At 49.3% G+C, this 14,992-nt stretch carries 9 protein-coding genes; 8 read left to right on the top strand and 1 reads right to left on the bottom strand.

Features of this window, described 5'->3' with window-relative positions:
* Positions 1-5: 5 nt before the first annotated feature.
* On the bottom strand, positions 6-2,261 hold the full coding sequence (locus PKO02S_RS18195; protein ID WP_127585270.1) for a helix-turn-helix domain-containing protein: 2,256 nt from the start codon (positions 2,259-2,261) through the stop codon (positions 6-8).
* A gap of 243 nt (positions 2,262-2,504) precedes the next feature.
* Here PKO02S_RS18195 and PKO02S_RS18200 point away from each other — a divergent pair, with 243 nt between their 5' ends.
* The 8 genes from PKO02S_RS18200 (at position 2,505) to PKO02S_RS18235 (ending at position 14,691) form a co-directional block, all read left to right on the top strand.
* Positions 2,505-3,416 (top strand): ABC transporter permease, encoded by a 912-nt coding sequence (locus PKO02S_RS18200; RefSeq protein ID WP_127585271.1) that lies wholly within the window; start codon positions 2,505-2,507, stop codon positions 3,414-3,416.
* A 66-nt stretch (positions 3,417-3,482) separates the two neighbouring features.
* The gene (locus PKO02S_RS18205; RefSeq protein WP_127585272.1) at positions 3,483-4,361 is read left to right on the top strand and encodes a carbohydrate ABC transporter permease; all 879 of its coding nucleotides are present in this window, start codon (positions 3,483-3,485) and stop codon (positions 4,359-4,361) included.
* A gap of 90 nt (positions 4,362-4,451) precedes the next feature.
* Entirely contained in the window at positions 4,452-6,041 is a 1,590-nt protein-coding gene (locus PKO02S_RS18210) for an extracellular solute-binding protein (protein WP_164821532.1), read from the top strand.
* Between the two features lie 141 nt (positions 6,042-6,182).
* Positions 6,183-9,677: a polysaccharide lyase family 8 super-sandwich domain-containing protein gene (locus tag PKO02S_RS18215; protein ID WP_164821533.1), complete on the top strand. Its 3,495-nt coding sequence runs from the start codon at positions 6,183-6,185 to the stop codon at positions 9,675-9,677.
* Between the two features lie 77 nt (positions 9,678-9,754).
* On the top strand, positions 9,755-11,356 hold the full coding sequence (locus tag PKO02S_RS18220; RefSeq protein WP_127585275.1) for a DUF2961 domain-containing protein: 1,602 nt from the start codon (positions 9,755-9,757) through the stop codon (positions 11,354-11,356).
* Positions 11,349-12,575: a hypothetical protein gene (locus tag PKO02S_RS18225; RefSeq protein ID WP_127585276.1), complete on the top strand. Its 1,227-nt coding sequence runs from the start codon at positions 11,349-11,351 to the stop codon at positions 12,573-12,575. Before PKO02S_RS18220 ends, PKO02S_RS18225 begins: the two co-directional genes overlap by 8 nt.
* 49 nt (positions 12,576-12,624) lie before the next feature.
* Positions 12,625-13,887: a sialidase family protein gene (locus PKO02S_RS18230; protein WP_127585277.1), complete on the top strand. Its 1,263-nt coding sequence runs from the start codon at positions 12,625-12,627 to the stop codon at positions 13,885-13,887.
* Positions 13,888-13,932: 45 nt separating this feature from the next.
* The gene (locus PKO02S_RS18235) at positions 13,933-14,691 is read left to right on the top strand and encodes an SDR family oxidoreductase (RefSeq protein ID WP_164821534.1); all 759 of its coding nucleotides are present in this window, start codon (positions 13,933-13,935) and stop codon (positions 14,689-14,691) included.
* The last annotated feature ends 301 nt before the right edge of the window (positions 14,692-14,992 follow it).

Consider the following 14,992-nt stretch of genomic DNA (forward strand, 5'->3'; position numbering starts at 1 on the left):
CCGGCTCAGCTGTCCCCGTCCAACATCCCTTTGCGATAGTCGCCGGGCGTCAGGCCGGTATGCTTGCGGAACATGCGGATAAACGGAGTGATGTTCGGATAACCGACCAGCTCCGAGATCTCCTGAATTTTTTTGTCCGTTTGCTTGAGCATCTCCTTCGCTTTGCGCATGCGGATCTCGGTGAGATAATCCTTGAAATTGACGCCCGACTTCTCCTTGAAATGCGCCGAAAGATGCCCGCTTGTCAATTTCATCGTATCGGCAACCTTATCCAGTGAAATATCCTCGTGATAATGCGATTCCAAATATTGAATCACATAAGCGACCAATGCATCCTGTTCTTCTCTGCGGGCTTGAATTCTGTCCATGGTCTGTTCGAGCAGTCGGGTCAGCAAGTCCTCGCAATCGTCCATGCTGTAGCAGAACGGCAATTCGCGGATCATGGGCTCCAACAGCTGTTCGTCCAGCTTCATCACGCGCAACGCCTGTTTCGCCTTGTTCAACAGATGATGGGCAAATGCTCGGACATCTTCCGCGAATGGACCTTCAGCCCGCAATTGGTTCATGATACGCTGCAGCAGCTGCAACGCATCCTTGCGGTTGGCCGCAAGCAAGGAGCCGTACAAGTCCAGCTCTTGTTGGGGGCTGACCATAAAGTCGGTTCGGGGCGAACGCGCTTCGATGATTTGCATCGTATCGTTCATTAGCCGGTACCGGATCAATTCTGAAGCTTCTTCATAGGCAGTCGTCAGTTTGGAGGATTGGGCATGCATCGAGCTGACGCCCAGAGTAGCCAAACAATAACGGGCATCCAGCTCCAGCACGCGTAACAACTTCGACAGGGACAGCAGCAGTTGCTCCCTGCCGGAGCCCCCTAGGAACACAAGCGAGGCAATTTGATCCTTTTCCAGTTGGAAGGTGATGGAATTCGGGAAGTCCTGAATCAACGTGAGATGAATGAACTCGCGGATATAGGAGGCCGCCCTGCCCGGGTCCAACTCCGCATAGTCATCGGACTGCTTGCGGAAATGCAGTTGAGTGAGCACGAATACGAACGGGTTGTGCTCGAATTCGGGATTGATCATTTTCGGGAAATGTTCTTTGATGGCCTTGATTTTATTGATGTACGTGTAATAGCGCAGAATCGACTTGGATTCGGATAAATCCTGATCGTCGCGTTTCTTCTTATTGGCCACATGCTGAAGATGCTCGTTAATGGCTTGAAATTCCCGGATGCCGCTCGATTCCTTGTCCTGTTTCCCCGCACTCTGCAAGGAATGGACGAAGCGTTTGACCGGATTGTAGATGGACAGGCTCATCGCGACGGAAACACCGATTCCGATTAGCAGCGAAATGAGTAGGGCAGGAAGAAATATCCAACTGAACCTGTCAATTTCCGTCTGGATGATGGCGCCGGGGATGCGGCTCGTATAGATCAGACCGGAAAACTGCCCTTGCTGATATAGATAATAACTGCTGTCGACATGTTTCAATTGCTTCTGCGGCTCGGGGAGCACCAATCCAGTTGCCGCCTCGGCATTCATGTTATAGATTCGGTTTTCCGCATCCGTGATCCAGAAGCCGTTATCGTAGGCATGATGAAGGGCGGCGGACGCTTTGTCCGTATTAATGAAAGCAACCAAATAAAAGTTCGGCGCCAGCTGATTTTTGACGATGAGCGCAACCGTATGCGTCTGCTTCGTATGTGGAAGCGTAAACATACTGTCCACATAGGCGGGAACTGTCCGGTTCCAATAGGACGTCTCGAATTGGCCGCTCCAGAAATCGGGCTCTATGTAATCGCTGCCTACATATTTGGAGAATATGAGATTGGCATCGGAAGTGCCTTCTTTCGTAATGGCGATGGAAGGCTTCTTCACATACACCACAATATTTTCGAGAAACAGGCTCGAATTGGATTGTACGGTTTGGATGAGAAGCTCAACGATTTCCTTCATATTGATTGCGGATAGGTCGGCATTACCCGTCTCCAGCTCGGCGGCCAAATAGGCGAAAGGGGCATTGTTGTATAAACCGATCATGGCATCGCGAGCGGACTGGATCACATTCTCATAGCTTTTGACGGTAAATTGCAAGTTCGACTGATTAAAGCTGATCAGCCTGTCCTGGTATTGCCCCCGCAACGAATAAATGGACAGGAAGTGGAAGGACAGCAGCAGGGCGATCACAATGGCATAACCGAATAGCAGCCGTTTGAACAACGACCCCGAAAATAGCTTGTACCACTCTTTCCATCGCATAGGCAAGTCTCCTTCCGGTTATTGTACAAAATCGTGGTTTTCGCCTTTCTTGCGGGTAACCCCGAAAATGATGCACAATCCCCAGTATTGCATGTATATCAGCCGGACTGCAGTTGCTATACTCAAGTGTGTCAGGGGGGGATGCAAGTTGGATTATAGAGGGATTCCGATCGGAATGCAATCGGAAATGATCGGGGTCGCAACCATTCACATTCATCAGCATGAAGGGAGGTAAACAAACAAATGATACAAACGCATCGCAAGAAAGCCGGCTTCCAACATGCGGGATTATTACTTATGCTGCTGCCTGGTGTCGTATTCGTCTTTATTTTCAGTTACATTCCGCTATACGGCATCTTGCTGGCGTTCAAAAATTACAACTATTCCATGGGCATTTGGGGGAGTCCGTGGGCCGGGCTCGAGCACTTCCGCACCTTTTTGACCAATCCGGATTTTTTCCGGTTAATGCGCAACACCTTGCTGCTGAATATATACTCGCTGCTCTTCTACTTCCCCATGCCGATTGTGCTGGCGATTCTGCTGTATGAGGTGCGCGGGCGTTTCTTCAAACGGTTCGTGCAAACGGTTTCTTATGTGCCTCATTTTCTATCGACAGTAGCAATTGTAACTTTGATGGGTGTCTTGTTGTCGCCGGAAAGCGGAATTGTCAATCTCATTCTCAAATCAACGGGTGCCGAACCGATTTACTTTATGGCCAAGCCGGAATGGTTTCGCACCTTGTATATCGGTTCGACTATTTGGCAAAATGCCGGATTTTCAGCAATCATTTATTTGGCTGCGTTAAGCAGCATCGACACGGAGCAGTACGATGCCGCTTATATTGACGGCGCTTCACGATTACAGCGCATTCGTTATATTTCCCTTCCGGGAATTGGGCCGACCATTATCATTATGTTGCTGCTGCGTCTTGGCGATTTGTTGGAGCTTGGGTTCGAGAAGGCATTTTTGATGCAAAATCCGTTGACATACGACACTTCCGATGTGGTTTCAACTTATGTGTACCGTGTTGGGCTTATGGGAGGAGAGTTCTCCTATGCGACAGCCGTTGGCATATTCAATATGGTGCTTTCTCTCATTCTGATAGGCATCTTTAATCAGATCAGTCGCAAAGCTAGCAGCGTGTCACTGTGGTAATTATTGTAATTTCAAGTCGCTTACGCTAACCTGCATGAATGTTCATGCAGAAGAAAGAGAGTGATTGTGCTGAGAAAGCTGGAAGGTTTCGATATTGTGGTGTATGTTCTTCTCGGTTTTGTTGGGATTGTCACATTGCTGCCATTGCTCCATCTGCTTTTCATTTCATTTGCCGATCCTGCAGTGCTGAGTCGTGGCATGTATTTGGTGCCAACCAGCTTTTCTACTGTAGCGTATCGGTTTGTGTTCGAGCACACGGATATGCTGACAGGGTATCGGAATTCAATCTTGTATACGCTTGCATATGTAACGCTTGCACTCCTATTGACAGTCATGACCGCGTATCCGCTCTCCAAAAAAGTGCTGCCTGCCCGCAAGTATTTAACCTTCTACTTTGTGCTTACCATGTTTGTCAGCGGAGGGCTGATTCCCTTTTTTCTCGTGGTAAAATCGCTAGGGTTGGTCAATACGGTTTGGGCAATGGTCATTCCGGGTTCATTATCGATTTTCAATATGATCCTGATGCGCACCTATTTTCAATCGTTGCCCCAGGAAATGGAGGAAGCGGCTATTATCGATGGAGCCGGGCTGATGAGGACATTGCTTTCGGTCATACTGCCTGTATCGAAACCGATGTTGATGACGATTGGATTGTTTTATGCCGTATCGAAATGGAATGACTATTTCAATGGATTGATTTTTCTCAATGATCAGAAACTGTTTCCGCTACAGTTGATGGTTCGCCAGACGAATGCCATTATTGACGCCGCGCTTTTTGAGATGTCCCGGCAAAACAATACCTTATACGGCTATAGCCTCATGGATTTGTCCAGACCGATCAGTTACGCCGCTTTATTCGCCTCGATCTTCCCGATTCTTGCCGTATATCCGTTTATTCAAAAATATTTCGTGAAAGGGGTGATGATCGGTTCTTTGAAAGGGTGAAAAGTAAGGCATTTTAGTAGGCTGGCTTCATAAGAATCGACTAAAAATCAAGGAGGGCATTCAATGCACACACAGAGAGGTTTGTCTGACATGATCAGAAAGTTGTCGCTTGTTGGAGTTCCCGCCGTGTTGCTGTTCGTAGCGGCTTGTTCCGGTTCGCCAACGAAAAATTCGGACAGCAGTTCATCACCCGCAGCGGGAAACAGTTCGCCTGCGGCAAGCACGGCACCGAGCACACCCAAAGAGAGGATTGCCTACACGGTGTGGGTGGAAGGCACGGAAAGCGATGCGAGTCTCGCGCTTGCGTTCAAGAAACTTGGCGACAAGTTCAATTTGGATTTGAAAATGGTTTATACGCCTTTGACGGATCTGCCGACCAAAATCAACCTTGCTGCTTCGACGGGTGATTTCCCGGACATCATCTTCAAGATTCCAAATGGGATCGATACGAAAAAGATGGGAGTTCAAGGCATCCTGTTGCCGTTGAAGGAATTATCGAAGAAGTACGCTCCGAATTTTCTCAAGGCGTTGAATGAAACTACCGATGCGGAAAAAGTGATCACCGTTCAGAACGATTTCTACCAGATGCCTGTATTGGCCGAAAAAGGGATGGCAAACAACAATCGCAACGGTACCATCTATCGCAAAGATATTCTCGATAAAAACGGAATCAAATCTCCGACGACAACTGAGGAGTTCTACAACGTATTGAAGCAATTGAAGCAATTGTATCCGGATAGCGCTCCGATCTCGAACAGAACGCCTGGGCTTGCCAAATCAACGTTCTTCTCCGTTTTCGGGGTATACAGCACACCGGTGGAACAATACATTTTGGCATCGGACGCTTACAAAGAATCCATTGCCTATATGGCCAAATTGTATAAAGAAAAGCTGCTTGACAACGAATTTCTGACCATCACTCAACAGCAGTTCAATGAAAAGGTATACGCAAACAAAGTCTTTTTCTTCTACGACAATGAACAAACCTATGAGCAGATGGGAACACAACTGGCGGGAATTAACACGCAGGAGTTGACTCAGGCGATGGCGGATTCCGATCCGAAGAAAAAAGAAGATTTGTCCAAGAAGCTGTTATCCGTAGTCGATGTAATGCCGAATATTCAAGCGCCAGGCAGAGAGTTTAGCAAAGGCTCACCCGATCTTGTCAACTTGCGTGGTGTCGTATTCAGCAAGAAAATCAAAAATCCGGAACGCGCGCTTGAGATGGTCGATTACTTGTTCAGCAAGGAAGGCAGCCGGTTCGGTGCGCTTGGCGATGAAGGGGTTGCTTACACAATTGGCAGCGACGGAAAGCTGAGAGTGAGAAACATGACGGATGAGGAAAAGAAAAAAAATCCGCTGGCAGCTGCGCTTCAATTGGGTTCGCGCCGAACGCTGGAGGTTTACCGAGATACGCGTTTGGTTGGATACCGGGAAACGACTGTCAATGGTGCGTCATTCAAAGAAAGACCGATGGAAATTTACGAAATGAACGATGAACAAACGCAGCGCTATGCCGTACTGAACGCACAGATTACGAAGAAGCAGCAGGAGTACGAGAGCAAGTTTATCACCGGAGCATTGGAGGTTGAAAAAGGCTGGAACGATTACATCAATGATCTGAAGAAGCTGGGTCTGGATGAAATGCTGAAGCTGCAAAACGACACGCGGGTAAAATAGACGATAATTTCACATGGCTACTGAGGGTGGACGGCGTTTGAGAGTAACAATATCAGACGATGGTGTCCACCCCCATTATTGGCGAGGCGACGATAGATAAGGCAGAAACGTAAGCATACTCTTTTATTTATGGAGGCTTTGATGACAGGGATGGGTCCGATAAGAATCAACAAAAAATGGTCTACGTTGATATTCATGATGGCGTTATGTTTATTTTGCTTGAGTATTGCCGCGTATTGCAGCGGTACGACGGTTTCAGCTTCGGATGAATATGATGGCCTGCGTTTGAAGCTGCTGGAGCAACTGGATGGGGGGGACGTGAATTCGTCCGACTCCGACATCGCGGCGGCAGTGACGACAGTAACGGCAAGAGCCCAAACGTATTGGGACAGTTTAAATACCGCAACAGGACGAACTTATTTATGGAGCAATCTGCAAAGTGTAACCCTTTCCAGTCATATTACATCAGCTTACGGGCGATTGAGGGCTATGGCTCTGGCCTACCAGACGAAGGGCTCTTCCTTGGAAAATGATGCTGCGCTCGCTGCAGACATCGTAAGCGCTTTGGATTGGATGTATGCCAACCGCTACAGCGAAAGCACCACGCGTTACAACAATTGGTGGGATTGGGAAATTGGTGCGCCACTCGCGTTAAATGACACGGTAGTGCTAATGTACGACCAACTCAACAATACCCAAATTGCGAACTATATGAAAGCGGTCAATCAATTTTCTCCAGACCCGACGAAATTGCAAGGCAATACTAATGCTACGGGAGCTAACCGGGTATGGAAAGCAACGGTTGTGGGAACCCGGGGTATCTTGATAAAGGACTCCGCCAAAATCGCGGCAGCCCGCGATGCTTTGACCGATGTATTCAGCTATAGTACAAGTGGCGACGGATTTTACACCGATGGGTCCTTTATCCAGCATAAATATTTCCCTTATACCGGGGGATATGGCAAGGATTTATTGTCCGACATGGCCAGCCTGATGTACCTCCTGGATGGATCAACCTGGGCTGTAACCCATGTGAACCAACAAAATGTATTTAAATGGGTGTACGATTCCTATGAGCCATTGATCTATAAAGGTGCCATGATGGACATGACGAGAGGCAGGGTAATATCCTGGGGTTCCTCCTCGGACCATAAGGCGGGGCATGAAGTGATGGCTTCCATCGTCTTGCTGTCGCAATTCGCCCCAACAACGGATGCGCTTGCCTATAAGCAAATGTTCAAGGCGTGGATGGAGAGCGAGGCAGGCTCCGGCATCAACTTCTATGCGGACGTACCGCTCCGTTCCATCGAATTGGGCAAATCGATCATGAACGATTCGGGCATTACATCCAGAAGCGAATTGGTGATGACGAAAATATTCCCTGCGATGACGCAGGCTGTCCATTTGCAGCCCGGCTTCGGCTTTGCTGTCAGCATGCATTCCAATAAAATCAAAAATTTTGAAAGCATCAACCAGGAAAATCTAAAGGGCTGGCATACCTCCGACGGCATGACTTATCTATATAACGATGACCTCGAACAGTTTGGCGGTAATTTCTGGGCGACAGTCGACCCTTACCGGCTTCCGGGAACGACCGTACAGAGCAATACATCGGTTGTTTCCGGGTTCAGTGATAAAAATGCGGTTGGCGGTGTCTCAATGGGAAGCTATGGAACGGCGCAAATGGCGCTGCATCCGAGCAACTCCACCCTGTCGGCACTAAAATCGTGGTTTATGTTCGATAACGAAATTGTCGCGTTGGGCAGCGGGGTTACGAGCACAGGCGGCAAAGCCGTTGAGACCATTATCGAGAACCGCAAGCTAACATCAGCAGGCGACAACGTTTTTAAGGTAAACGATGAAACCGCGGAATCCACCTCGCTTGCCTTGGGCACCCAAACGTATGCGGGCACCAATTGGATGAACCTTGAGGGGAATGTACCAGGCAGTGAGATCGGCTACTATTTTCCTGACGCACCCACCATCAAGACCATCCGGGAATCGCGCACCGGCACGTGGAATGCGATTAATACGAACAACGGCTCGACCGATCCGAAAACCAACTCTTACCTGACTTTGTGGTTGGAGCATGGGACGAACCCTACAAACAGTAATTATGCTTATGTACTGCTGCCTAACAAGACGAGTACACAAACAAGCAGCTACGCAGCCAACCCGGATGTGGAGATTTTGGCGAACACTACCAGTGTCCAGGCGGTAAGAGAAAAGCAGCTCCATGTTACCGGCGCTAATTTCTGGACCAATGTGACACAGACAGTGTATGCCGACAGCGCACCTTATTTGACCAGCAATAAAATTGCTGCCGTGATGGTGCATGAATCCGGCAATGAGCTGACGGTTGCCGTATCCGACCCGACCCAGGCCTACAACGGAAGTATCACCCTTGAGATCCACCAGCCTGACTTTCAACTGTTATCCAAAGATTCCCAAATTACCGTACTGCAGCAAAGTCCAACCCTCAAGCTTTCAATAAATGTCAATGCGGCGAAAGGAAAGACGTTCAAGGCAACTTTCCAAAAATCGATCCAACCGACCCTGAAAGGGAAGTGGAGCTTCAATGAAACAAGCGGAACAACCGCCGCCGACCTATCCGGGAATGGCAATACGGCAACACTCGTGAATGGGGCGGCCTGGGCACCAGGTATAAGCTTCAATGCGTTGGAGCTGGATGGCATCGATGATTATGCAACCGTTGCTGATAGCAGCACCTTAGATGGGATGGGCTCGCTAACCGTATCCGCTTGGGTGTACCTCGCGCAGCTTCCTGTGCAAAATTATGTTCCGGTTGGCAAAGATTCTGTCTCCAGCAGCCCATCTTATCGGATAGCCATCGGTTCGACAGGGGCAGGACATTTTGCCATCCGTACAACGAATGATGCATGGAATGCCACAGGAACAAAGGCTAGCTTTGGCGCCATTCTTGCTTTGAACCAATGGCATCATATTGTAGGTACTTATGACGGAACTACGGTCAAGGTATATGTAGACGGAGTCCTTCAGGGAAGCGGATTACAGCCCATTTCCGGGAGTGTTTACAACGGTACTTCGCCGCTTAGGTTCGGTTATAAGTCTGCTACCAATATCGATTATATGAAGGGCAATGTGGATGAGGTGAACATTTATAGCACGGCTTTGAGTGCAGCCGAAGTATTGGAGCTATACCAATCGTATACGGGCTATACAAGCGCAAAAGATTGGAACTTTAATACAAGCGGCTCATCCGAAGGGTGGACGGCGTTTTACCAAGTCAGCATGGCGGTGTCGGCAGGCGCAATGAACCTAACTTCAAGCGGCACGGATCCGCAGGTGAAGTCGCCTGACAATTTGGCAATTGACCCAGTCAACAATACCAAAATCCGCATCCGAATGAAAAACAATACGAGCCAGACTACTGGCGGCATCTATTTTATAACCAATTCGGATACCACCTGGAATGCTGCGAAAAAAGTGAACTTTACGCTTGTGCCCAATAGCGACTATACGGATTACGTTGTAGATATGTCGACCAATGCGGCATGGGCCGGAACGATCAAGCAGTTGAGGCTGGATGCTCTGAATCCCGCAGCAGGAAGTGGTCAAATCGTCAATATTGATTATGTACGTGTCACCGATTAACCAATTCCGGAGAGCGCAATATTGGGGAGTGTAATAGAGGTAATAGAGGTAATCGAGGTAATAGAGGAGAGAAACCAATGAATTTGAATTTACCAGAGCGCGCGGTTGCTGACCGCGTAAGCCTCAAGCAGCATCTTAAAGCAGGGGAACGATGCAGCTTTGCCCAGCTTGAAGGTCCAGGCTGCATCCAACATCTTTGGATAACGCCAACGCGCGAGGAAAATGGCAACAGGGATACCATTATTCGCATATATTTCGATGATGAGCCGATTCCTTATGTGGAAGCGCCTATAGGTGATTTCTTTGGTGTAATGCATGGCAAGAAGTTTTATCCAATAAATACTCCTTACCTTGCAGTTTCAGCAGAGTCCGGGTACAGCTGTTACTTTAAAATGCCGTTTGCTCGCTCGGCGCGTATCGAACTGGAAGGTGGGGAGAAGTCAAAGACGGTCTACTTGATGGTGGATTGGCATCGTTATCCCGGCCAGGAGTTGAAGGAAGCGAGAAGATTCGCGGCCAGATGGCGCAGGGAGATGCCTACCCAAAGTTATGGCGAAGATTACTTGATTTTGGATGCCGACGGTCCAGGCCAACTGCTCGGCTTTGTGTATGGCGTCCGGCTGATCGATAATGAAGACCGTTGGAGCCATGGAGGTGGAGACAATATTTATATAGACGGGTTGGGCCAATATCCTGCCTATATTCGCGGTATTGGCGGCGAGGATACGTTTGGGGCCGGTTTTGGAGGAGCCTTGCACAATCCGCCGGAATCCTATTTGTATCAAGGAATCCCGTATTATGTCCATGAGGATACCGGAGAAGCCCGACCCGCGCAACGTCTCGTCGGGTACCGATTTTATGAAAACGAATCGATCCATTTTGAGGAATCGATTCATGTGCGCTTTGGCTCTATGAGCAATGATATATGCTCCACTGTGTATTGGTACCAGGAGAAGCCTGTGCGACCCTTTTTCAAAATGCCGTCTTTTACTTATTTGCAGCCGCATGCCTTAACCGGCAATGCATCAATGCCAAACTCGAGAGGCATGAACCTCACGATGCCCCTCGGCACCAATGATTTGGAGTTGCCCGCTTCTGGGCAATGGTGGGTATGCGGACCGTTCTTCAATCGGAGCAATAAGGCGATGGATACGACGCTAGCTGCCGAGATCGAGTTTTTCCCGGATCAATTATACGATGGCATGCATAACGAGGATTCCTTATGGTTGACAGCGGGTTCCGTGAACAGCGGCAAACATCAGGCAAGATGGCTGCGGCGGAACGCTTTACATGGTTTTGTCGATTTTCGGCATGTATTCCGGCCCAATGCCAAGAGTGTAGCTCCGACTGAAGCCGGGGTGGCGCTTGCCCGCTGTACATTGTACGCCGAGAGAGAGACGACCGTGTCGCTCCGGGTGGCATGGGATGACGAATTGGTTATTCGGTTGAACGAGGTTGTTTATCCGATGGGCAAGCATACCGCGTTTCGAGACAAAACGATTCAAGTGAAGCTGAAGGCAGGTGCAAATACGCTGCTGCTGAAGCTGTCCAATGAGCTAGGCGCCAACCACGGCGGATGGGCATTTTGCTGTAAGGTAACAGATGAATCAGGCTCGGTTCTGGTAGCAGCAGCAGAAGAGGCACCGCGAACTAACGGAGAGGAACCTTACAATGACTGAAACTAGCAGCAAGGTTCAACCAATGGCTCAGGATTACACTATAGTGTGGCATAACCCCGATGTAGAGCGCTACGTGGAAGGATGCGGATTAGTTCGTCTGGACAATGGCGATTTGGTTGCAGCAGTGCCAGTTGTACCGCGCTTTATATGGAGCAAAGAAAGGCGTGCAGATCAAAGTCGTTCACATATTCTGAAAAGCGCCGATGGCGGGAAGGAATGGCAGAAAATTGCGGAATTCAATTTTTATTCGGCTATTCCTTGGGTATACGAGGGAGCGCTTTATTTATTTGCCAACAAGGGGGGCACGGAATACCGAAATGATGATCTGCTGTTACTAAGAAGCGATGACGGCGGCAGCACCTGGACGGAGCCGGTGACATTGTTCGAAGGGCATTTCTGGAATTGCCACACAGGCATGGTCATCCGGGATCATCGCCTTTATTGGGCTATTGACGATCTTGGACTCGGCAGCGCTTATGAACAGCCTGACGATATTCGCCATGGCGCTTGTCGCGCTCCCCGGGCGATCACGGGAGACCTGCGCCGCGGTCCTATGGATCCCGGGTCTTGGCGTATGTCGAATCCGGTGTTTTTTCCGGAGCATACGGACGCGTTGTTCAATGTTCGGTTTGCTGAGAATGCCAGCCATTACCTGGAGCCTAACCTCATCGATGTCAACGGCCAATTACGCATGCTTGCCACAGTCAAGCTCAAAGGCCAAACTACGGCAAATCTATGCGCAGTTGCCGATATAGCCGATGACGGCAGCAAGCTTGATGCGACATTTGTACAGTTCTCTCCGATGCCCGGCGGACATCTGAAGTTTTGCGTGATTTGGGATGAGGTGTCCTGCATGTTCTGGGCTACGGCCAACCTTACGGTCGATAGCCAGAAAGTGTTTAATTGGAAAATAAAGGAGCAAGGCACTGAGCCTGACCGTGTTTTTGCTCCTCTGCCTGGCGGAGACGATCGGCGTTTTCTGATGCTTTTCTATGGTCTGGACGGTATGAATTGGTTCCAGGCCGGTTGTGTGGCACGGGCCGGTCAGTTGACCCAGTCGTTCATGTATGCGAAGCCGGTCATCGATGGAGATGATCTGGTGATCATTTCCCGATCAAGCGTTCAGGCACCGAATCGTCATGATGCGGATTTCGCCGCGCTCCATCGCGTGCACCATTTTCGCCGGCTGGCGCTGGACTTGTATCCGGACCCGAATTGAAGCCGATCAATAGACAACAGACCTGAGTGCGGAAAGGGAGTATTGACTAATGCAACAGTCTCATATGGCATTGCCGTTGGCCCAAGATTACACCACGATCCTTCGTGTGCCGGAAAGCGAGCAGGAGGGAGCATACTACATGATTATCGATCCTGCGTTCATCATGCTTCCGGATGGGAAATATTTGACGACTGTTCCGGTGTATTACAAGCAAACGATACCGCACAAAAGAAGAGAACCATACCAATTGCATATTCTTCTTAGTGAAGACAAGGGATCGACGTGGCATACGGTGAACGACAATTTGCCCTATACGGATAACATTCCGTTTTATTTCGAGGGCAGGCTTTACTTGTTTTTCATGGCTGTTCCGTATCGAGAAGCGGACCATCAGAAGATGGATGCCCATACCGATTTGGAGGCCACTCTGGCTACGGACGACAGAGTAGATCTCTACAAGGGATTGCGTTATGTAGGCATACATGCCATAGCCAGCGACGATCACGGAAAAACATGGACGGAGCCGGTTGAAGTTATTAAAGGGACCCATAAATACTCCACGTGTCAAATGCCGATGGTAGTCAAGGATGGTACGCTGTATTGGGCGATCAGTGAAGGACCGTTCAGAAAAATGGCGGTCGCCTCCTGCAATTTGCAGGAGGGAGTGCTTAATCCCGCCGCATGGAGAATTACCGAAGGAGCGGAAATGGTCATTCCCAAGGAGTTGAATCCGGGATTGTTTCCAGGTCCTTCCATGCACTGTCTGGAAGGAAATGTTGTAGAAGTGGGAGGACGTCTGCGCGTTCTCGCCCGTGCCGTTATTGATCGTCAAGGCACTGCCAATATTGCAGCCGCATTCGATATTGCGTTGCATGCAGAGGGAGCATCGATTTCCTTTACCCAATTCGTGTCCTTGCCGGGAGGACAATGCAAGTTTTATATCGTTTACGACGATATTTCCAAACTATATTGGATGGCCTCCAACGTTCCCTCCAACTCGCAAAATTTAATTGAGATTTCTTCCAAACTCGAAGAAACTGCCTATCAGGGAACCGTGGGGAACGATAGACGCTATATGATGCTATGGTACGCTTGCGACGCGCTCAACTGGTTTCCTGCCGGTTGTATTGCAAAGGCGGAGAAGTTGACACAATCTTTCATGTACCCGTCGGTTGTTATCGATGGTGACGATCTTGTGATCACATCACGGACTTCGCATCACGCTGTCGACCAGCATGATGCGGATCTCGTTACGTTACATCGTGTTCGTGATTTTCGAGCATTGGCGATGGACATTTGGCCAGTCGTGTGAGCGATCAGCATTTCACAGAACGAACCCATAATAAGGAGCAGCCTGATGCAATCATTGTTTGATCTTACAGGCAAAGTAGCGGCAATTACGGGTGGCACACGCGGGATCGGACGGACGGTTGCGCTTGCATTGGCTCGTCAGGGAGCGGATATTGCCCTGTTGCAGCGCAACGTAGAACTAACCGAGGTAAGGGATGAAATCCAAGAATTGGGACGAAATTGCGCTATTATTGCTTGCGATCTTATGCAGGAGGAACAAGTGAAGGCGGCCGTTCCGACTGTGGTTGAGCATTTTTCGAAAATGGATGTACTGGTTAATATTGCGGGTATTCAGCGACGCTCCCCGGCAGTGGATTTTGCGGATATAGATTGGGAGGATGTGCTTCAAGTCAATCTCAAAACAGTATGGTTATTATGCCAGCAGGCCGGGAGAGTGATGATTCCGCAGAAGAGAGGGAAGATTATCAATTTTGCTTCGCTGCTATCCTTTCAAGGGGGAATCAATGTGCCGGCATACGCGGCGGCGAAGGGCGGCATCGCGCAATTGACTAAAGCTTTATCCAATGAGTGGGCGAAATACCAAATAAACGTAAATGCCCTTGTTCCCGGGTATATCGACACGGATATGAATGCGGCATTGATAGCAGATGAAGTGCGGAACAGGCAGATTATTGAAAGAATCCCTGCGGGACGTTGGGGAAGACCGGAAGATTTGAACGGGGCTGTTATTTTTCTTGCCTCCGATGCCTCCGATTATATCAACGGACATCTGCTTGCGGTGGACGGAGGATGGCTCGGGCGGTAAGATAACCCCCGCATTTCGAATGGACTTGCATGGCGCAAGTTCTTCGAGAGCGGCTGGCGTTATTCGGCATCGAACTCTAGGACGTTTTCTTGGCGACAGAAACTCGATTTGGGGGATTTAAAATGAAGCCGTATGTGTTCGTAGACAAACCGATTCCGGCCGAAGTGGAGCAATATTTGGAGGGTTTCGTGCGAGTCGGCAAGTGGGAGGCGGGCGAGCCGAAAGACCGGGAAGCGCTGTTTCGCAAGCTGGAGCAGGCGGACGGTTTTCTCACGGCGGGAACGCCAATCGACGAAGCTCT

It is taken from the genome of Paenibacillus koleovorans NBRC 103111, assembly GCF_004000845.1.
GTDB classification, from domain to species: Bacteria; Bacillota; Bacilli; order Paenibacillales; family NBRC-103111; genus Paenibacillus_AA; species Paenibacillus_AA koleovorans.

Excerpts from the sequence above, each read along its gene's own strand:
- PKO02S_RS18210 (WP_164821532.1), top strand. The coding sequence starts at position 4,452 with ATGATCAGAAAGTTGTCGCTTGTTGGAGTTCCCGCCGTGTTGCTGTTC.
- PKO02S_RS18225 (WP_127585276.1), top strand. The coding sequence starts at position 11,349 with ATGACTGAAACTAGCAGCAAGGTTCAACCAATGGCTCAGGATTACACT.
- PKO02S_RS18235 (WP_164821534.1), top strand. The coding sequence starts at position 13,933 with ATGCAATCATTGTTTGATCTTACAGGCAAAGTAGCGGCAATTACGGGT.
- PKO02S_RS18215 (WP_164821533.1), top strand. The coding sequence starts at position 6,183 with ATGACAGGGATGGGTCCGATAAGAATCAACAAAAAATGGTCTACGTTG.
- PKO02S_RS18230 (WP_127585277.1), top strand. The coding sequence starts at position 12,625 with ATGCAACAGTCTCATATGGCATTGCCGTTGGCCCAAGATTACACCACG.
- PKO02S_RS18195 (WP_127585270.1), bottom strand. The coding sequence starts at position 2,261 with ATGCGATGGAAAGAGTGGTACAAGCTATTTTCGGGGTCGTTGTTCAAA.
- PKO02S_RS18220 (WP_127585275.1), top strand. The coding sequence starts at position 9,755 with ATGAATTTGAATTTACCAGAGCGCGCGGTTGCTGACCGCGTAAGCCTC.
- PKO02S_RS18200 (WP_127585271.1), top strand. The coding sequence starts at position 2,505 with ATGATACAAACGCATCGCAAGAAAGCCGGCTTCCAACATGCGGGATTA.